Source organism: Vibrio sp. 10N.247.311.12 (genome assembly GCF_041467515.1).
Lineage (GTDB): Bacteria > Pseudomonadota > Gammaproteobacteria > Enterobacterales > Vibrionaceae > Vibrio > Vibrio crassostreae_C.
In genome coordinates this window covers 1-19,029 of sequence record NZ_JBFSUV010000030.1, presented here as the reverse complement: position 1 = coordinate 19,029, position 19,029 = coordinate 1, and the positions used below count along the sequence as shown (strand labels likewise).

Genomic DNA, 19,029 nt, shown 5'->3' with positions numbered 1-19,029 from the left:
CCGTATAAACGAGTAAGTTATAAACTAAAAATTCGATATTAAGCGTGCTTCAAACTTGCATGCGGGTGTACGCCCGAACCTGACGCTTTAGGCGCTGGGTGCATAGCTTGGTATTCAGCGTTAAGCACTTGAATCACACTCTGCGCTAGGCTTACCGCCCAAAAGCTGCCAGCAATAGTCAGGCTCAGATAATCTTCCGAAAGCTCAACTAAACCGTTCTTTTCCCAATGCGCGAACAAAGGCTTGAGGTAGTCGAACGTATCTTGCCCCATAAATCTCGGTAGCGTACTTCTTCTAACAACACCAGAATCGAAACCTGCCTTTAATGTTGAGAAGATAGGCTCTAATGAGCTTTGCTTAGTCATCATGGCAATAGGTAATTGACCTTGCTTTATAGACTCCATGTAGCTGTCTAAAGTTCGATGCTGCATCACACCATGACCGCCGATGTTGCCACCAGCGCCACAACCAATGGGTAGAACTTCGGCATAAGTTTTCGCTAAGCTGTTGTAAATGCTGCGTTCGCGGTTATCACGAGTCCAGTGGTTTACGCTCAGTTGCTTGACCTTATTTTTTGCCATGAACTCCACACCCGCCAAATACATGCTTGCCTTATCTGGCGTATTCGCAGGCGGTGGGATTTTTCCTTTCTCAACAAGATTAAGCATAAGTGCATTGCCCGCAACAATCAGTTGGTAGAGGTCAATGCCGTGTGCGCCAGTAGACATGTAGTCTTCTAAATCTTGTTGGAACACTTCCATAGATTGGTGTGGTAATCCGTATAACAGATCAAGAACGATTGGCGCTTGCTCGGTGCGGCTTAGTGAACTGATACGTTCTAGCACAACCTCTCGGTCATCTAGGCGCTTAGCACTACGTCGAACCTGAGTATTGAAACTTTGAATACCGAACGAGAAACGATTGAAGCCACCTTCAAGCGCACGATCAAACATCTCGTCACCAAATCGATTGATGCGCCCTTCCAATGTCATCTCAACATCGTTTGCTAGTGGGAAATATTGACGAATCGCTTTACCCAGCTGCTCAACTTGTTGAGACGACAAATCGGTGGGAGTTCCGCCACCAATATAGACGGCGTGAAATAGTCCAGACTGAGCCCAAGGTGTTTTGGCTTTCTGCTTTAGCTCGACCATCAGTGCATCGAAATACTCATCCACTAATTTACGGCTTGCGGCATTTTGGAAGAAATTGCAGAACGTACAACGCACACGACAGAAAGGAATGTGGATATACAAGCAACGCTTATCCTGTTTTTTCCCTTCACTCAGCATCAGTTCGTCAAAGAGTTCTAACTTCTTACTGGGGTCGACCGGAATTGAACTTCCTCCGGCGTGTGCAGAATGCTTTTTCGCAAACGCAAAACGAAGCGGATCAGGGCTAGAAACGCCCAAGATTGATTCGTCAAATTTATAAATATTAAGACTCATATAATCTCTCTAAACACTTACATAGCAAAGTCTGGAAGACTATTCGCTAAAAACTGAGAGAATCATAAATACACGTAAATGATAATGCAATTGATAATTGATCTTATTTAGATTCTAAGCAATAATCCGATACAGAATTTTGATTTGGTAAAGGATTGATTGTGAACGTTCCTAGATATGTTATTGCAGGCGGTGCATCGTTAGTGATTCATGCCGCGTTGTTGTTTGTCGCTCAAGAATCCAAAGTATTTGCGATGCCTGCAGGTAGCCAATCGAACACGGTATCGATCAACTTCACTCCGAAGAGCGTTCCTTCACAAGCTCAGCAAAAAACAATCACAGAGCCAGTTAAACCTGAGCCAATAAAAGAAACCGTCTCACAAGCCGAACCAAAAACGGTTGAGCCAAAGCAAACTAAGCCAACCCCAAAGAAAAAAGCGATCACCAATAAACCTCAACCAAAGAAAGTTGAGAAAAAAGTGATTGAAAAGAAGGTTGTCGAGAAAAAGCCTGTTCAAAAGAAACCAGTGACTGAGAAAAAGGTGGTGAAGAAAGAACGCCCAGAGCCAGCCACTCAACCAGAGAAACTGGCCGACAAGAAAGTCGATAAGAATATGGACGAATCTGCCAACCAGTCTCAGGAAGTAAACCAAGGCGTATCAAACCAAGAGCCGGTTTTAGTCACTAAGCCTTCGTTCTCTGCGCGTCCTACCCCACCGAATTACCCTCGCCAAGCAAGACGTCGTGGCGTTGAAGGTGTCGCGACTTATGAGATCTGGCTAGACGCTGAAGGCAAACAAATTAAACAAGCATTAGTAAATTCATCAGGCGCGCTAATGCTCGATAACGCCGCATTAGATGCCATTAAACAATGGAAATTCTCACCTCACACTGTCAATGGTCGAGCGATTGCTCACCGAGTACAAATACCTGTTCGTTTTAGGTTGGATTAATCATGCAACAAATCAGTTACTTACAAGATCAACTTGGCTTAATGACTTGGCCTCTTCTTATCTGCTCAGCATTAACAGCAATGATCATCGCTGAACGTGTCTTCCAAGTCATGCTCAGCATTGGTGTGGGCAAACGTGCCATTCGTCGCGAGTTAAACCAAACCTCACCAACCAACAGCAAAGAGATTGAAGCGCTTGCTCAGTCGATTTCAGGTAAACGCCCGCTCTTGTACAAGGGCGTGTCAATGTTGCTTGCTCACCACTCTTTCTCAAAAGGGTTACGTGAAGATGCCGCTGGGATCTGGCTACAAGAAAAACGCCACCAGCTTCATGCAGGTTTAAGACTGCTTGGTTTGATCGGCGTGATCAGCCCACTCATCGGCTTGCTTGGTACGGTACTTGGTCTTATTGAGATGTTTAAAGGCGTTGCCGCGACAACAGGCAGCATCACGCCTAATGATTTGGCAGACGGTCTTGGATTAGCAATGCGAACCACAGCAGCAGGTTTGATGATTGCGCTTCCTGCTATTTCTGGTGCTCAGCTACTAGGGCTATGGGCCGATCGAGTGCTGGCTCAATTGGAGCATACATTGAACTATGTGAATGTGTGGCTAGAAGGCATGTCGATTCAAACCAATCAGTCTGATGATACTCAAGGTAAGCCTATCAACAAAACCTCTATCGGTGATGTGAGCCAAGCATGATTAAAACGCCCCACTCATCTCACACACAGAGCCTAGCGCCAGACTTAACACCGCTGCTCGACATCATTTTTATCGTGATGGTTTTTCTATTGCTTACGGCATCGGTAAAGCTGGAATCGCTAGAAGTTGAGCTGCCAAGCTCGGATGTTAAAAACGTTTCTGAAGTCCACAAGGATTCAATTAGCGTCAATATTTTAGACCGCGAACCCTACTGGGCAATTAACGGCCAAGAATACATCGACTGGGAAAACTTCAAGATTGCGCTGTTAGAAGAGACTGGTTCAACGGATAAAAAACCGATCATCATTGGCGCAGATAAAGCCGCTAACGTGGAGAACCTAGTGAAGTTGCTTTCATTCCTTCAAGAAAACGGAATACCAGCGACTCAATTGCTCACGGACGATGGCTAGAGCGACACTCAATTTTCACGAGGTTTGGCTTCTGGTTGATAAAACTAAACAAGCAGACTAAGCCTCTCTATCGATTCGAACTCACAATGCGAACGGACTGCTCACTGAGTATCTTCGCGATACAAAAAGAAAATATAAAGAACTTATTATGAACAACTTAAACGTGCTCAATAAATTAAAGACCAAGACACCTCTTCTTTCATTAGCTGCAATCAGCCTGGCACTTAGCGCACCCGCAATGGCCAACGACGCTGAACAACCTCGAATCATCAGTGCTGGTAGTGCCGTTACTGAATTGGTTTTGGCATTAGGTGCCGAAGAGCAGTTAGTCGCGATTGATGTGACCAGCCACTTCCCTCAAGGAGAAAACCTGCCAAAGATTGGTTATCACCGAAACCTGTCTGCTGAAGGTCTACTCGCCCTAGAGCCAACCACATTGATTGGCTCGGATGAAATGGGACCAGACAACGCTATCTCTCAATTAAAATCGGCAGGCGTCGATGTAGAGATTGTTAACACTGAAGCAAACGTGGAAGGGCTATTAAAGCGTATCGACCAAATCGCAAAGATCACCCATACCGAAGACCACTCGCAGCAAGTGAAAACCGATGTGAATCAAAAGATCGCAGCACTGAAAGCGAACCAAGTACCAAGCAACGAAGCGAAGAAAGTTCTATTCCTGTTGCTGCATGAAGGTCGCCCTGCCAACGTTGCTGGCGGTGAAACATCACCAAACGCAATCATCGAGTTAGCTGGCGGTATCAACCCTGCCGCTCAGAGCTTAACGTCTTACAAGCCACTTTCAATGGAATCACTCGTTGAGATGCAACCTGATGTCATTTTAGTAAGCGGCCGTAGTTATCAAAAAATGGGCGGCGCAGATGCCATCCTGAAATCACTGCCTATGCTAGCGGCAACGCCTGCAGGTATGAACAAGCAAATCATTACCGTAAATGGCAGTGCTTTGGTTGGCGGACTTGGCCTAGAAAGCCTCTCTGAAGCAAAGCGTCTAAACGCACTTATCTACCCGCTATAACTCAACCACCCTATTTCTGCTATCGCTAATTCGCTTCCCTCACCAACTGACTCACGCTGTTGTTGAAGGAGGTCGAAGTTAGCGATAGATATTGAGGCCCTTTATGTTGTTACGCTCCGTCCCACTGAAAACATCGATGTTAGGCCTAGGTGCTACCCTAGTCTTCGTCGCACTGTTTTCAATCACCGTTGGGCCAATGAACATTAGCTTGGCTGACAGCGCAGCGAGCTTACTTCAGCCAAACAATGACTTAGCACCCCACATCAACTTGGTGATTCAAGAGATTCGCTTACCTAGAACCATTTTGTGTATGTTGATTGGTGCGATTCTCGCGTTATGTGGTGCAGTGATGCAGGGTTTGTTTCGAAACCCACTTGCAGAACCTGGCATCATAGGTGTGTCTGCGGGCGCAGCATTAGGTGCTGCACTGGCTATCGTTTTGTTCTCTGAGCTATCGCTTCAATACCCTGCTTTCATGAACTTTGCTGCGGTTCCTGTGTTCGCTTTTCTTGGCGGCGCTTTAACCACGCTGCTGGTGTATAAGCTGGGTACAGGTAAATTCGGCACCTCTGTCACCATCATGTTATTGGCGGGTGTGGCGATCAGTGCGCTCTCTGGCGCAGGTATTGGCTTCTTGAATTTCATTGCTGATGACCAAATGCTGCGCGATCTTTCATTGTGGTCGATGGGTTCATTGGCGGGCGCTAAGTGGTCAGGCATTTTGCTGGCAGCTGTCACGCTCGTTGGCTTGTTTGTTGTTTTCTACCGCCAAGCGATGTCTCTAAATGCTCTATTACTGGGCGAGTCAGAAGCGCAACACCTTGGTATCCCAGTTCAAAAGCTGAAACGAAAGCTGATTCTACTGACGGCTGCGGGCGTTGGTATCACAGTTAGCCTGTCTGGCATGATTGGTTTTATTGGATTGGTTATCCCACATTTAGGTCGCATGTTGGCAGGCCCTGACCACCGAGCTCTGTTGCCACTATCAGCGGTACTAGGCGCACTGCTGCTAACCGCCGCAGACATGTTCTCACGTGTGGTACTTGCTCCGGCAGAGCTACCTGTAGGTATTGTCACTGCGATTATCGGTGCCCCCTTCTTCTTGTATCTACTATTTCAACAGAAAGGGAGAATCCTTTAATGTTTCCTTCAGCGTTAAAAGCGACCGATATCGAAGTGAAGTTCGGCAGCAAAGTGATATTAGATGGCGTTTCTATTGAGATTGAGGCTGGAAAGGTAACCACACTGCTTGGGCCAAATGGCGCAGGGAAAAGCACGTTACTTAAAGCCTTGTGCCAAGAGATATCAAGCAACGGCGATATCCAATATTTTGGACACACCAAAGACAAGTGGCCTTCTCAAAAATTGGCGAAGCATCTGGCTATGCTACCTCAGCACAGTACGTTGACCTTCCCATTTTTGGCACATGAAGTTGTCGAGCTTGGTGGTATTCCTCTGCAAGAGTCCAACAAGAACCTCACCAACATCGCTAGTCAAAAAATGGATGTTGCCGATGTGACTCACCTGAGTGAAAGGCTCTACCCTTCGCTATCCGGCGGTGAAAAACAGCGTGTTCATTTGGCTCGAGTGCTAACCCAGCTTCACTATTCTGGTGACCAATGTATCTTGATGCTTGATGAACCCACATCAGCACTGGATCTTGCCCACCAGCACAACACCTTAAAGATTGCGAGAGAATTAGCCGATAACCACAATGCCGCGGTTATCGTGGTTTTGCATGATCTCAACTTAGCCGCGCAGTATTCCGATCGATTGGTGGTATTGAAAGATGGCAATTTGGTGTGTGATGGCAAGCCTTGGGATGCACTGAAACCTTCGATGATAGAAGATGTGTATGGTTACAAAAGTATCGTAGAAAAACACCCAACCATGAGCTTCCCTCAGGTTCACCCCGCACAATAAGTCCGATTAAGGAGCGACTCGTTTTGAGTATTCGTTCTTGATAACAATGACATAATCCTAAGCCTCGATTTGTTCGGGGCTTTTTATTGGCTCACAGCCACTCTCTCGGCTTAAACTCAATTTTATTAATAACCACAACAGCAAGCACCAAAACGACTCACCTTGAGCATTTGAGGCTCTAGAAATGAACTCTACTTGTTAGGGTTACTTAGCTTTTAACACTGAAGAGAAAAACGCACAAGAAGTGAAACGGCAGGCACAAAAAAAGCCCCCGCAGGAGCTTCTTTTATTGAGTGCTGATTATTGGCTCATACGAATCAATGATTTACCAATCAACCACTCTAGTTCTTTACCGCTAGTATCGCCAAACTGAGTTTCAGTCAGCTTGTATAGACGATCAATACCGTTTGCAGCGAACTCATGTGCGCTCTCAGCAGTAACGATATGATGGAAAAGTAAACGTAAGATTGCTAGGAACTCAGCGTCTTCAAGTGCTGCAACCCAGCTAGCTGAAAATGCGTCAAGGCCATTTTCGAAGTCAATGTGTTCCATGAACATCTTGAAAATACGACCGTCTAGAGCAGCAGTAAAATCCGTTTTCTTTGGAAAGTGATGACTTATACCTGTACGAGAAACACCCGTTTGTTGACTCAACGTCGTGTATGACATCTTGTCGTAACCCAATCTTAGTAGCTGGTCTACAACGGCATCCATGATTTTCTGGATCGTGATTTCTGTATCTTCTTTACTACGCTTTGGCATATTCAGGCTCTTCTCTTTGTAAATCCATCTAACTCAATCAAATGAAGTCAGAATGAAAATCGTTATCAGCATTATGTGAGCAAGGTATTTTTTCGCAAGTATTTATAACTAAATTCACACAAATACTATGTACGAACAATTTTACAGTGATGCCTCTTTGGACACTTTGTCTAATTATTCTTCGAAAATCACCTTACAATCCTAAGTCGATAAGTTTAAATAACTACTTAGAATATGAAATACCCAACGAAAAATTCATTGTATAAATACTTATCAAGCGATAGATAGTCTTATAAAATCATTTCTGGCGCAACTAAGTGAATGATATTCTGACATATTAATAACATTCCTTTTCAACAAAACGTGAGGTAAATCACATACATATTTAGCGGCGCGAATGTAGATATTCATCAAACACCTTAACAAACAACATAGCATACCAGTATAAATTAGTTCAAAGGTTTTAATTTTTGTAGATACAGTTCAAATTGCTCGTTAGAATAACCTCAGACTTTGTAAGAGGATTATTTATGAGCCAAGATATTGGTAACAACGATGTATGTGAGGCTTGCGGCTGTGCAGGCGAAATCGGGTTCATCATTAAAGAAGGCGACGATGTTGCTGAAGTAACGGTTTACGGAAACTCAAAAGCACTGATTGAAGCTGAGTTTGCTAAGTATGTTGAACTTGCTAAACAAGTGTCTAGCAACGTTGAATTTGAAGCGTCAGAGATGACAGAAGAAAGCACGGAATTGCATGCTCGCTTTAAATTTGAAGTTAGCGCTGAGAAGATTATTTTTGAACTTAAGACTCGCTCTCTAGCGCGTTAATATAAGCATTTATATTCTTATCAAAAGACGAGTGAATTACTCGTCTTTTTTTAATTGAACCCAAGCCAGTGACCCATTTTGCTCAAAATCGTTTTCGGCAGCGCACTGAATCACTACGCCCCCCACCTCTAACACTGCCCCAATGCTATAAGCCTTATCATCGTAATAACAAACTCGTTGCTGTTGACCGCCTTGTGTCACCACCACCGCAGCTTTACCGGGCGTTGAAATTACTTTGTTGGCACTCGCAGACATTGAGCCAAACATTGAAGCGGCTATCAGAAAGACCTTAATAATTCGTATATTTGCTCTAATCATTGATTTGCCTGCCATCTTTGCTCCACTCCTCGTTAATCTACCGCCAAATGGGTAAAACACTATGCGAGATTAATTTTTCCATTATAGTGTAAGCGTCTATCGTAATAAGAAGCTTGTTATGCTCAGAATAATTGCACTTATTATTGGTTCCTTAACCATAACAAATGTCAGTGCTGAACCACTCGATCACTATCAAATATTGAACCATCTCGATAATTACGGAAACTTATATCTACGAAATAAGCCTTATACATCACTTCCAACTGGCTTGGTGGTAGATGGTAATCTCAATATAGAGAACACGGCGATCACACGCCTACCCAAAGGGTTAGAAGTGAACGGCAGCCTAAAAGGCTCTAACAGCCAACTCGCTCGAGTCCCGAGCGGGGTTAAGATAAAAGGTTACGTCGACTTGATTGGCAGCCAAATCACCAGTTGGCCAAGAGGTGTAAGAGTGGGCGGCTTTATTAACCTCACCGATACTCCACTGGAAAGGCTACCGAATGGCTTTAGAGTGAAAGGCGATCTGAGTGTGATCCGCACTCCTTTGACTGAGCTACCCAACGGGATCGTGATTGATGGCGACCTTTATATAGGCGGTTCTGGGATTACAACATTCCCCGAAACCATGACAGTCAAAGGCAACATCTATCTGGGCGGCAACACCGTAACCATATGGCCAACCAATCTGGAACTCGGTGGCGCAGTCGCTCGTTAATTCAGACTGAAGCTCTAATGCTCGAATACGTTAATGCTCGATCGCAGCAAAAAATGGCGATTCAGAAACAAAAAAGGAGCCCAAGGCTCCTTTTTCAATTCAATCAAGTTGCTAATCAACTAGCAAGCTAACTAACGCTCGTTAACCAATGTTCTTCACTGGGTTCGCGTAGCTATCGATCAAGTACTGACGCGCGCCTTGTGGCAGGCTCGATAGTTTAGCTTCAAACTCTTGTTTAACGGCCGCTGTAATCGACTCATCTTCTTTTTCTGCTGCCAGCAAGTTTACTGGGAACAGTTTGTAGTTATCGTGGATCTGACGATCGATCTCTTCAGCAAGCGCTTCAGGGGTATCAAAATCTTGATCGATAACCTGACCGAAGCCAACGTGAACGCGTCCTTTATTACCGATAATGCCTTGAATGATACTTTCGATATCTTCAAACTCACCCTTTTCGTAACTGCCGTTTACGTCTTTCTCGAAAAGCTCTATCGCTTTAGCTGTGTCACATGGGTCGTTCTCGTAAGAAATAGCCACAGGAACAATCTTCAATGACTTCACGTATTCAGGGAAAGCAATTTTTTGCTTACGTCCTTCAACGTGGAACATTTTCAAAATTGCTGGCTCAGTAAAATCGTTACCGTCTTTCGCACGACCTTCCTTTTGAGCGATCCAGATTGAGTTGCCCGTTTCTAGAGAGTGCTTAATGTAAGAAGACAACTGCCCTAGCGCTTTCATCATCTCACGCGGTCCTTTCAAAGAACGCTTTACGATGAAGCTCTTGTTTAAACGCATCAATTCAGTCGCACATGGCTTTTTCAACAGGTTGTCTCCAATAGCGATACGACAAGTCTGATGATTATTTTGATGCAGAGCGTAATTTACCAACGCAGGATCCATAGCAATGTCACGATGGTTTGATACAAACAGATAAGCTTGGTTCGCATCCAGTGACTCGATACCAGTGTACGTCACACCGTTAGTGGTTTTCGCTAACGTGTCGCGTAAGTACTTTTTCACTTCAATCTGAATGGATTCAACGCTAGTCAGCTTGCTCCACTTCATTTTTAAGTACACACGCAAAATCGGGCTCATTAATACTTTGAACCAAGACGCATGGTTTGAAAAACGGTAGTGCAAGATTGCACTGATAAATTCTTCATCATTAATAAGACGGTTTAGTGCCGCTGGAATTTCATCATCGCCGTAAGGACGAATATCAACATATGGATCGGTTGGAGAGGTCATTTTTTAATTCATATAATAAAAAGCTAGCTCATTCTACGCGTTGTTTTGACTTCTCGCAGCTACAGAGCCCATACTTTTGACAAGGTCAGACCAGAAACATTGAAAATCCCCTGTTATTGTTGGCATTCTTTAAGATTAACGGTAATCTTGACGCCCCAAAATTAAGGTACTATCTATGAACTTCGCTATTGAATATACATCGGCTTACTTTTCACACTTGGTGATCACACCACGCAAGAAAGTACTTAAACATAGCCTTGTATCGGTTCAAAGTGGCTTGGTTTTGATTAAGTTAGGCAAACAAGAGTATGCCGTTGAACCAGGACAAAGCGTCTGGATTCCACACGACTGCCTAACGTCACTGACCTACTTTCCAAACACTCAGGTTAACCGCGTCGACTTTTCTGTTCGTTTGACGGATTCATTTCCAAGACAAGCGGGTTACATCACGCAAACTAACCTCTCTTCGGCACTACTAGAAAAGCTAGAACAAACCAAAGCTCGTGCTTCCAATGCCAATAATACGGAACAAGCGTTTAAAGATATGCTTTCTGTCTTGAAGCAAGAAGTGTTGTCGTTTAAACCACTGCTTTGTGAAAGTGCTCTTTCTCAGCGATTCAATCAATGGAACATTGATGATTCAAACCTGCCACAAGAGCACACTCTGGTGATGGTGATGCGAGAAGCGAAGAAGCGCATGCAGTCAGGTCAAAAACGTTCACTTGTGATTGATGATCTGTTCTCAGGTAAAGAAGAAGAGTTCGAGCAACTGTGTATGCTTGTTTTTGGTGAAGATTTATAGCTTGGCGGAAAGTGAGTGCTGGTATTAAAACTCGCAAGCCAGATACTGAAAAGCCGCAAAAACTGAGTTTTTGCGGCTTTTTTAATTCTTACTATTTAGACGTAGATAGCAATCTATCTGTGTATCTGCCTGTCTAAAATGGCAACTCAACCTGCATCATTAGGTCGGCGTCACGTGAGTCGTGCCAACGATAATCAAAGCGCATACGCGGCTGCCCTTCGACTTTCTCGCCAAAACCGATGCTGAGTTGAAGACCATGATTCATCAACCACTCTTCAGTCGACATATCATACTGCTCATCTTCAAGGTCTTCTGGAAACCACATACCCAAGCCAACATAGTTTGACTCAATGCTTTGTGTCAGCAATGGCGAGTCTTTGGTTTGAAGAACCCAGTCAGACCAATAGTCCGGTGTGCTTTCCGGTTCATCATCGCTCAGCCCACTGATTTCCATCATACGTTGGCCAAAAGAATCAATGCTGGTCGAGAAATCTAGACAATTGTCATCTTCATCAGAAGTCAGCATGATTGAATCTAAGCTAAAAAAATCACACTCAGCATACGCAGGCATACTACATGCTGCCATGATCAACGTCGCTGGTATCGCGCTCTTTAGCATAGTCCTCTGACCTCTTGATTAGTGAACTTATATTATCTGATACAGTCCACTATCTTGCAACATCTTTGTAACTGACTTTGTACTCAGTTTTGCCACATCGCTTCCACTTATCAGTGCATTACGTATGTCTGTACTGCGAATTTTCACTTTTTCAGGGCAAGCCATTACAGACCACTGCTCAGTAATCTCATCTGATTTATAGAAAGATGAGAACTTAAAGAAGTTATCTGGGCCAATAACAAACGTCAGTTCAGCGTCACGATGTAACTTTTGCAGTTCACTGAGTACAGCAAAAGTCGTCACGCTTTCGCCGGGTGTAAATAAGCTCTTTTCGATCAACGAAAGCTCAACTTGATCCAGTGAAAGATCACTGATAAATGCATTAACTAACTGACATCTCGTATCAAAGTCTAGCATCTCTTTTCCCCAAGCATGGGCAATACTTGGAACGAGTAGAATTTTGTCAAAGTGAGCCAACGAATCAATCACACTTTTATGCCCTAGGCTCGGTGGATTAAACGCACTACCGAAAATGGCTATTTTTTCCATTGTTTATTACTGCCTTCTCTTTCTAAGCTTGTGCAAAGAGGTTTTTAAATCGGATGATTTAGGTATGATAACACTAGATTTTTAATTTGCTTGCAGGAAAGGAATACGAATGGAACAGTTAATTCGTGACGAAATGCGCGTACTACCTTCAATTGACCCTCACTTCGAAGTGACTCGTCGTGTGGACTTTATTAAAACGAAACTTCAGCAGTCAGGCTGCAAGTCTCTGATCCTTGGTATCAGTGGCGGTGTAGACTCAACGACCTGTGGCCGCTTGGCACAAATGGCCGTGGATAGCCTGAATGAAAACTCTGGCAACAACGACTACCAATTCATTGCGGTTCGCCTACCTTACGGCGAACAAAAAGATGAAGATGAAGCACAACTTGCTCTCTCTTTCATCCAGCCTTCTCAATCTGTTTCTGTAAACATCAAAGCGGGTGTTGATGGGCTTCACGCAGCATCTCACGTTGCACTTGAAGGTACAGGTTTACTACCAACAGACTCAGCAAAAATCGACTTTGTTAAAGGTAATGTGAAAGCTCGCGCTCGCATGATCGCGCAATACGAAATTGCAGGTTACGTTGGCGGCCTTGTAATCGGTACTGACCACTCAGCGGAAAACATCACTGGCTTCTACACCAAGCACGGTGACGGCGCATGTGATTTAGCACCGCTGTTCGGCCTGAACAAACGTCAAGTTCGTGAACTAGCAGCAACACTGGGCGCTCCAGAGCTACTGGTTAAGAAAGTACCAACTGCTGATCTAGAAGAGCTTGACCCACAGAAAGCCGATGAAGCAGCATTGAACCTTTCTTACGATCAGATCGATGATTTCCTTGAAGGCAAAGCCGTTTCTCAAGACGTATCCGATCGTTTAGTGAGTATCTACAAAGCAACACAGCACAAGCGTCAACCTATCCCAACGATCTACGATTAATTAGTTTTTGAATTAGTCTCAGAATCAAAAAGGCCGGAAGCTCATTCACGAACTTCCGGCCTTTTCTATTTAGTGCTTTTCCTTTTGACCGAACGCGTCGTTAATCAACAACTTCGATATCGGTTTGAGGCACACTACAACACGCCAGTATCTGACCCATATTACGTTCATGTTCTTGCAATGCAGGCACATCCGGCTGGTGAACTTGCCCTGACTCAAGGGTCACTTTACAAGCGCCACAGAAACCAGCACGGCAACTTGAAGCGATAGACACACCCGCCGACTCAGCTTGCTCTAGCAGGGTTGATTGGTTATTACCTTCAAACAGGTAGCCGTTCACACTTAACTGCAGCTGCTTCACCGCCTCTTCGGTAGACTGAGCAACACCAAACGCTTCTTGATGATAATGTTGAGGGTTAAGCCCCATTTGAATCAGTAGTTTCTTGGCATTGTCCATAAAGCCGTCAGGGCCACACACGAACGCTTGACGCTTGTGTAGCTCTTCAATTTTAGCGACATGCGACACGCTTAGACGCCCAGACAAACCATCCCACTCTTTGGTTGGTTGGCTTAATGAATAGATCACACGAAGACCCGCGTGCTCACTGGCGATCTTATCAATCTCAGCTTGATAAGGGATATCTTCTTCGCTGCTGCATTGATGATAGAAAACCACATCATCAATTTGACCATGGTCTGCCAAGTAACGAAGCATCGACAACATAGGGGTAATGCCGCTGCCTGCAGACAACAGCAGTAATGGGTGAGTTGGATTCGCTTCTAAGTAGAACGCACCATCTGGGTTTTGAGCAACTAGCGTATCGCCCACTTGGAAATGATCATTCAACCAATTAGAGATCTGGCCATCGTCCACTCGCTTCACTGAAATCGCTAAACGACCCGCTCGTGAAGGGCTAGAAGATAACGTGTAACGACGAGAAAACTTCTCGCCATCAATCACCATCTCAATCGGTAAATGTTGCCCTGGCTGATAGCTTGGTAATGAATGGTTCTCTTTCGCTGGCTCTAGCCAAAAGGTTGTGAAGTCGCGAGCGATCTCTTCACGCTCGACGCAAGTTAAGTGCAGTGATTCTACCCAAGTGTCTTCGTAGTGCTCTTTCTCTTTGGTTTCAAGTACCTCAACCACATCACCCGCTTTCACCAGACCTTCATTTTTCGCCACTAGATTCTGGCCAAAGAAGACACCACCACGCTCGTTGGCTCTGAATGTAGAGAAGGTATTAAGCGGCTCTTTTGTTGATCTAAATTCGCCACTCTCAACATCGACTGTCGTCAGGATACAGCGCTCACAAGGCTTCACCGCTTCGAATTCAACCTCACCAATTCGGATACGCTTCCAGCCGTCTTCGGCAAAGGCTTCTGTATTTGAAACAACAAAGTTAGTGCGGAACTGATCCATTGAATGAACTTCAGGGCTGCGGCGATTGAGCTCATCTAGAGAGGCTTGGCTAATCACCAACATTGGATAGCCGTCAGCGAAACTGACATTCTGACCAAGCTTTTCTCGAACACGATTCGACTGCTCACCACAGAACAGCAGTTCTACGCGAACACCAAGCACATCGCTGAACCAATCATCCGCCTCGTCGTTGGTGGTATACGCAGTGAAGCTATCTTTCCACACCGTTGCAGGCGCTTCTTGCATCTTGAAGTTTGCATATTTCAGACGCAGCGGCTCTTTACCTTCATAAGTAAAAATCAAGCCGTCTGGCTGCAAGCTAGAAGACACCTTGACCATTTTAGGGTACTTACGCGCCGTCACCATTGATCCGTCAGCCAACGCCAACATAAAACGTCTGTCGAAGGTAAGGCCCTGTTTTTCGACCCAAGCAGAAGAGAGTGCAATCCCACCTACTGATTTAACCGGAAACACATTAATTTGAGATAGAGAAGGCACTTGCTGTGAAGCCTTTTGATCTGACGGTAGCTGCGACATAACGATTCCAATGTTTTGTTGTTTGTCCCAATGCTAACAAATGGTTATAAATAGATAAACTGGCAGGCATTAAACACTTGATACTAAGTAGGCATGATTAAACTAATAGAATGGCATTATGTTCCGGCAAACCTAAAACTCTTGAAACTAACGATGATGCTTTACACACTAAAAGTAACCCGAATTTATTCACGCTATTTTTAAGTAGATCAGCAATATGCTGCACCTTGTTTCGACAATTGACTCAATGAGCCAGGTTTGCCTAAGTGATAGCCCTGAAAATAATCTATGCCCTGCGATTGTGCAAAACGTAAATCTTCATGGTTTTCTATACCTTCAGATAACAATTCAATCTGATACTTCCGAGCTAAAAATCTAAGACGCTCCCAAAAGGTCGAATTATCACTCCGGTTTCTCATTAACGACCGATCTATTTTCACTATGTTCGGTTTAACAACCCTAATCAGTGCTTCACCAGTGTTATAACCACTGCCATAGTCATCTATCGCGATTTTAATTCCAAGACCACGACATACTCCAAACTGGGACATCATCCTTTTCTCGTCAATGCCAACCGGGTATTGTTCATTCTCAGTAAGCTCAATCCATAAGGTTATACCCAACTTATTACATGCTTGCCAAATTGGGGAAATATCACGTAGAAAAGTGAAACTTAAAACGTGATCAGGGGAGATATTAATAGTCAGAAAATCAATCATTTTCTTCTGAGACAATAATTCCTCGGACACTCTTAACAAGAATATTTGAGTAAACCATGCAATCTTCTTAGAGTCTAACAGACAGCGAATTGACGATTCAACATCGTGCCCTTTTTCCCAACGTAACAAAACCTCAGCACCGACAGTTCCATTGCCATTAGTTATCGGTTGAAAAACAGGATAAAACAATCCCTGATTAACATCGTCAATAAGTGCTTCGGCTTGTAAATTTTCAGACAACATATTCGTATTCATAAACAAACCTCTTTTTGTGATTAATCCATACTACAGATCAATAACTAGCAAGGATTAGCATGAACAAATCATATGTAGCTTTACATGCCTACTTCTTAACCGTGAAGACAAACTGCATAAGTAGTTAAACGAACTCCTGTACAAATACACAATGCCGTTTCAAAACGGTAATCTCGAGTCTGTTACATTTAGATAGGTTATTAAAAACGCCATAAACTATCATAGATGACTATACTTCAAATAGATCAAATTACGCTTAGGGATAATGTATGTTTGGTGACTATTTAAAGGAATTGAGAGTCTCACTAGGTCTTACTCAGAGTGAGCTTGCTGTTAAGTTAAACCTTGCAAATGAAGAGTTTCGCTCTGTAGACGTGGTAACTCTCAGTCGTTGGGAACGAGGAAAAACCAAACCAACACTTGCAAAATGCCTAAGAATCTTGCGTTGTTTACAGGTTGACCTGAGTGACTTTTATGAATTAATACCTAATCCAAACGAAACAAAGCTACTAGACGAGGTTGAACAACTTCGTTTTAATAACAGGGTAACGAAGCTTTCATCATTAAGTTATGAAGAGCCACAAGAGCCACAATCAACTTTAATTACTGAGATGCCACTTCTTTTGAAAGATGATGACAAGATACTATCTAGCCTTAAAATCTTTTACGAAACAGCCATCCATACACCGAAGGGTTTTTTCGACATTAATCTATATGACTACCAACAAAACAAACGAGCTATTTTAAAAAGATTTATAACAGAAAGCGGGCAGTTGGTAGGTCACTCAATTAGTTTTATATTCGAAAGTGACTATTTTGACAAAGTTACTCATTCAAAAATCATTGATATCGACCTGACAAAATCTGTCAGTTATAAAAATTCGACTAAGTTATCGGTTTGTAATTATAATCGTTACTCTTCTAATTTCCAGATATTTCGATGTATGTTAGTTTCTCAATTTATAAACCTAATTCACTATTCAAATGTTCAACGTTATTATTTCTTTAGTGCATGGCCTGAAATCGGACAAATTTTAGAGCAACTTGGATTTAAGAAAATAGCATTTGATATTGAGTCAGAAAAAGGAGGTTTTAAATTAGGCAACCGCTCATTCGAACATTGCTTATACGAAATTGATACAGCGACACTTCTTTCTCAACCCGAAATAATAACCCTCATAAAAACAACCCAGTGGGATAACCAATACTCAATCAAAAATCATTAGGCATAGCCAAACAGACTTTAAATTAAGATGCCTACCATCTTAAGTTTCTACACATAATAATACTTCGCCTTATGCAAAAGATTGGAGAAAACTACTGTGTTTGGCGAATACTTAAAAAAATATCGAATCGCGAATGAACTAACACAAAGTCAAGCAGCTACAAAGCTCAACTTACTCGGAGGAGATCTATCGAATATTGATACCGTTACACTTAGTCGATGGGAAAGAGGAACAACTAAACCAACTCTTAGCCGTAGTATTCGTGTTTTGCGAGAATTTACCAACGATCTTGAGCCTTATCTATCTAAAGTTAGTCATTTACAACATCAAGACCCTAGTTCTAAAAATAGAGTTGATCAATTCAATACTCTGATGGAAGAGAAATACCGTAGTTTAAATAACTTGATCGCCAGAGCAAATTATCAGTCAACATCGATGATCGAACACAATCCTGTTTGTGAATATCCGATTGGAAATTCTAATGATAGTGAGATTGTAAATTCTGTACTTGTTTTTCATGAGAAAACCTCTGATGAGAATATTAAGCATGGACTCTATAAAATCGATTTTTTAAAATATTGCAATGAAAAACGTTTCATTGCCTATAAATATGTCGACAGCGTCACAGGGGAGCTATTAGGACATAACATAGGCACTATATTCACGACTGAAGGTATGATCTCCGAAATTGAAACACTTTCTCAAAAGTCGATTGATGAAATAGATTTAAGAAAAACCGTTCCTTATAATAAAAGACGAAAATTAGCTTATTTTGCGGTGAGCCATCATTCGCTGTACGAGCGACCTTTTCGTCTACAATTAAATAGAGAATTCAGGTTTCTAGCAAAACACGCTAACATTACCGACTACTACACAACAGTTGCTATAAAGAGCTCAGCAGAAGTACTCGAAAAAATGGGATTTTCTGTTGTTTCGTACGAGAAAAAATCAACCAACGGTGCAATCAAAATTGGTAAACACTATTATTCTAAAGCTTTAATGCACATAAAAACAAGCCAGCTATTTACTCAACCCGAGTTCTTGAACTTGCTTACAGGCTGTCAAACCTGTTCAAACCCATGCTCAATTAGCTCTCAGTGTTGCTAAGCGGTCTCTTTCCGCGCACATTAACAGGAGTACCAATCCATCGAAAGATAGTTCTGATGGATGAACTCCTGCTTGCTTCAATCTTTCAAAACACAGCTCTACAGTTTTGACATTCGTATTCGATATTATTGAACCAATATACCTCATTATTTTCCCACTTAAATTATCAGTACAATCTATATACTATGTAATTAAGCGATTGAGTATTAAAGCATATGGTAAAAAGTTAGAATCTAATATGCTATGTTCGCTTGACTACATGTCAACCTCACGAACAATTACATCATCTACTTCATTGTTTAGTAATGTTACATAACTGCTCTGAGTCATGCCTCTTACAGCTTTCGTGTTTTGCATGCCATCCACATTCGTTAGACTTTTGTCAGAATAAATTGCTCGTATATCTCCATCGACTCGGCCTGAAAACGTGACATCATCAGCACTAATAGATGCATATTTCGGAGCATTCCGATCAGTCATTTCGGGATTATCCGATCACCCATTT

21 protein-coding genes are annotated in these 19,029 nt (G+C 43.0%); 12 read left to right on the top strand and 9 right to left on the bottom strand.

What is annotated here, in order from left to right:
- Positions 1–38: 38 nt before the first annotated feature.
- The gene (hutW, locus tag AB6E30_RS14075) at positions 39–1,448 is read right to left on the bottom strand and encodes a heme anaerobic degradation radical SAM methyltransferase ChuW/HutW (protein ID WP_372103989.1); all 1,410 of its coding nucleotides are present in this window, start codon (positions 1,446–1,448) and stop codon (positions 39–41) included.
- Positions 1,449–1,609: 161 nt separating this feature from the next.
- On the opposite strand from hutW, the gene AB6E30_RS14070 reads away from it, so the two are divergent.
- The 6 genes from AB6E30_RS14070 (at position 1,610) to AB6E30_RS14045 (ending at position 6,474) form a co-directional block, all read left to right on the top strand.
- Complete coding sequence (locus tag AB6E30_RS14070; protein ID WP_102321339.1) at positions 1,610–2,401, top strand: energy transducer TonB; 792 nt, start codon at positions 1,610–1,612, stop codon at positions 2,399–2,401.
- Between the two features lie 2 nt (positions 2,402–2,403).
- Complete coding sequence (locus tag AB6E30_RS14065; protein WP_065583702.1) at positions 2,404–3,105, top strand: MotA/TolQ/ExbB proton channel family protein; 702 nt, start codon at positions 2,404–2,406, stop codon at positions 3,103–3,105.
- Positions 3,102–3,515 (top strand): biopolymer transporter ExbD, encoded by a 414-nt coding sequence (locus AB6E30_RS14060; RefSeq protein WP_017062756.1) that lies wholly within the window; start codon positions 3,102–3,104, stop codon positions 3,513–3,515. The genes AB6E30_RS14065 and AB6E30_RS14060 overlap by 4 nt, the downstream gene beginning before the upstream one ends.
- Before the next feature lie 148 nt (positions 3,516–3,663).
- Positions 3,664–4,551, top strand: coding sequence for a hemin ABC transporter substrate-binding protein (locus AB6E30_RS14055; RefSeq protein ID WP_017062757.1), 888 nt, complete (start codon positions 3,664–3,666; stop codon positions 4,549–4,551).
- A gap of 103 nt (positions 4,552–4,654) precedes the next feature.
- Complete coding sequence (locus AB6E30_RS14050) at positions 4,655–5,692, top strand: FecCD family ABC transporter permease (RefSeq protein WP_372103986.1); 1,038 nt, start codon at positions 4,655–4,657, stop codon at positions 5,690–5,692.
- Positions 5,692–6,474, top strand: coding sequence for a heme ABC transporter ATP-binding protein (locus AB6E30_RS14045; RefSeq protein ID WP_372103983.1), 783 nt, complete (start codon positions 5,692–5,694; stop codon positions 6,472–6,474). The genes AB6E30_RS14050 and AB6E30_RS14045 overlap by 1 nt, the downstream gene beginning before the upstream one ends.
- A 300-nt stretch (positions 6,475–6,774) precedes the next feature.
- Here the strand turns inward: AB6E30_RS14045 and AB6E30_RS14040 are convergent, their stop codons facing one another.
- The gene (locus AB6E30_RS14040) at positions 6,775–7,236 is read right to left on the bottom strand and encodes a TetR/AcrR family transcriptional regulator (protein ID WP_004731875.1); all 462 of its coding nucleotides are present in this window, start codon (positions 7,234–7,236) and stop codon (positions 6,775–6,777) included.
- 530 nt (positions 7,237–7,766) lie between these two features.
- On the opposite strand from AB6E30_RS14040, the gene AB6E30_RS14035 reads away from it, so the two are divergent.
- Complete coding sequence (locus AB6E30_RS14035) at positions 7,767–8,066, top strand: YfcZ/YiiS family protein (RefSeq protein WP_017062761.1); 300 nt, start codon at positions 7,767–7,769, stop codon at positions 8,064–8,066.
- Positions 8,067–8,102: 36 nt separating this feature from the next.
- Here the strand turns inward: AB6E30_RS14035 and AB6E30_RS14030 are convergent, their stop codons facing one another.
- Positions 8,103–8,399 carry a YnjH family protein gene (locus AB6E30_RS14030; RefSeq protein ID WP_372103980.1) on the bottom strand — a complete coding sequence of 99 codons (297 nt, stop codon included), beginning with the start codon at positions 8,397–8,399 and terminating at the stop codon, positions 8,103–8,105.
- A gap of 103 nt (positions 8,400–8,502) precedes the next feature.
- Here AB6E30_RS14030 and AB6E30_RS14025 point away from each other — a divergent pair, with 103 nt between their 5' ends.
- On the top strand, positions 8,503–9,102 hold the full coding sequence (locus AB6E30_RS14025; RefSeq protein ID WP_372103977.1) for a hypothetical protein: 600 nt from the start codon (positions 8,503–8,505) through the stop codon (positions 9,100–9,102).
- A 141-nt stretch (positions 9,103–9,243) separates the two neighbouring features.
- On the opposite strand, the gene AB6E30_RS14020 is transcribed toward AB6E30_RS14025, so the two are convergent.
- A complete protein-coding gene (locus AB6E30_RS14020) occupies positions 9,244–10,350 on the bottom strand; it encodes a 1-acyl-sn-glycerol-3-phosphate acyltransferase (RefSeq protein ID WP_122081188.1) in 1,107 nt (368 codons plus the stop codon).
- A 175-nt stretch (positions 10,351–10,525) separates the two neighbouring features.
- Here AB6E30_RS14020 and AB6E30_RS14015 point away from each other — a divergent pair, with 175 nt between their 5' ends.
- Complete coding sequence (locus AB6E30_RS14015; protein WP_017067957.1) at positions 10,526–11,152, top strand: hypothetical protein; 627 nt, start codon at positions 10,526–10,528, stop codon at positions 11,150–11,152.
- Positions 11,153–11,285: 133 nt separating this feature from the next.
- Here the strand turns inward: AB6E30_RS14015 and AB6E30_RS14010 are convergent, their stop codons facing one another.
- Positions 11,286–11,771, bottom strand: a complete 486-nt coding sequence (locus AB6E30_RS14010; RefSeq protein ID WP_017067958.1) for a hypothetical protein — start codon at positions 11,769–11,771, stop codon at positions 11,286–11,288.
- Between the two features lie 27 nt (positions 11,772–11,798).
- Positions 11,799–12,320: a nicotinate-nicotinamide nucleotide adenylyltransferase gene (locus AB6E30_RS14005; protein WP_372103974.1), complete on the bottom strand. Its 522-nt coding sequence runs from the start codon at positions 12,318–12,320 to the stop codon at positions 11,799–11,801.
- Between the two features lie 109 nt (positions 12,321–12,429).
- On the opposite strand from AB6E30_RS14005, the gene nadE reads away from it, so the two are divergent.
- Positions 12,430–13,260 carry an ammonia-dependent NAD(+) synthetase gene (gene nadE, locus AB6E30_RS14000; protein WP_372103972.1) on the top strand — a complete coding sequence of 277 codons (831 nt, stop codon included), beginning with the start codon at positions 12,430–12,432 and terminating at the stop codon, positions 13,258–13,260.
- Positions 13,261–13,360: 100 nt separating this feature from the next.
- Here the strand turns inward: nadE and AB6E30_RS13995 are convergent, their stop codons facing one another.
- Both AB6E30_RS13995 and AB6E30_RS13990 read right to left on the bottom strand, forming a co-directional pair.
- Positions 13,361–15,217 (bottom strand): MOSC N-terminal beta barrel domain-containing protein, encoded by a 1,857-nt coding sequence (locus AB6E30_RS13995; protein ID WP_372103969.1) that lies wholly within the window; start codon positions 15,215–15,217, stop codon positions 13,361–13,363.
- A 209-nt stretch (positions 15,218–15,426) separates the two neighbouring features.
- Positions 15,427–16,191: an EAL domain-containing protein gene (locus tag AB6E30_RS13990; protein ID WP_017062770.1), complete on the bottom strand. Its 765-nt coding sequence runs from the start codon at positions 16,189–16,191 to the stop codon at positions 15,427–15,429.
- Between the two features lie 269 nt (positions 16,192–16,460).
- Here AB6E30_RS13990 and AB6E30_RS13985 point away from each other — a divergent pair, with 269 nt between their 5' ends.
- Together AB6E30_RS13985 and AB6E30_RS13980 are read left to right on the top strand one after the other, a co-directional pair.
- The gene (locus AB6E30_RS13985; protein ID WP_102321328.1) at positions 16,461–17,417 is read left to right on the top strand and encodes a helix-turn-helix domain-containing protein; all 957 of its coding nucleotides are present in this window, start codon (positions 16,461–16,463) and stop codon (positions 17,415–17,417) included.
- Between the two features lie 96 nt (positions 17,418–17,513).
- Positions 17,514–18,524 carry a helix-turn-helix domain-containing protein gene (locus AB6E30_RS13980; RefSeq protein WP_102321327.1) on the top strand — a complete coding sequence of 337 codons (1,011 nt, stop codon included), beginning with the start codon at positions 17,514–17,516 and terminating at the stop codon, positions 18,522–18,524.
- 255 nt (positions 18,525–18,779) lie between these two features.
- On the opposite strand, the gene AB6E30_RS13975 is transcribed toward AB6E30_RS13980, so the two are convergent.
- Positions 18,780–19,004 carry a hypothetical protein gene (locus AB6E30_RS13975; protein WP_372103966.1) on the bottom strand — a complete coding sequence of 75 codons (225 nt, stop codon included), beginning with the start codon at positions 19,002–19,004 and terminating at the stop codon, positions 18,780–18,782.
- Positions 19,005–19,029 lie beyond the last annotated feature (25 nt).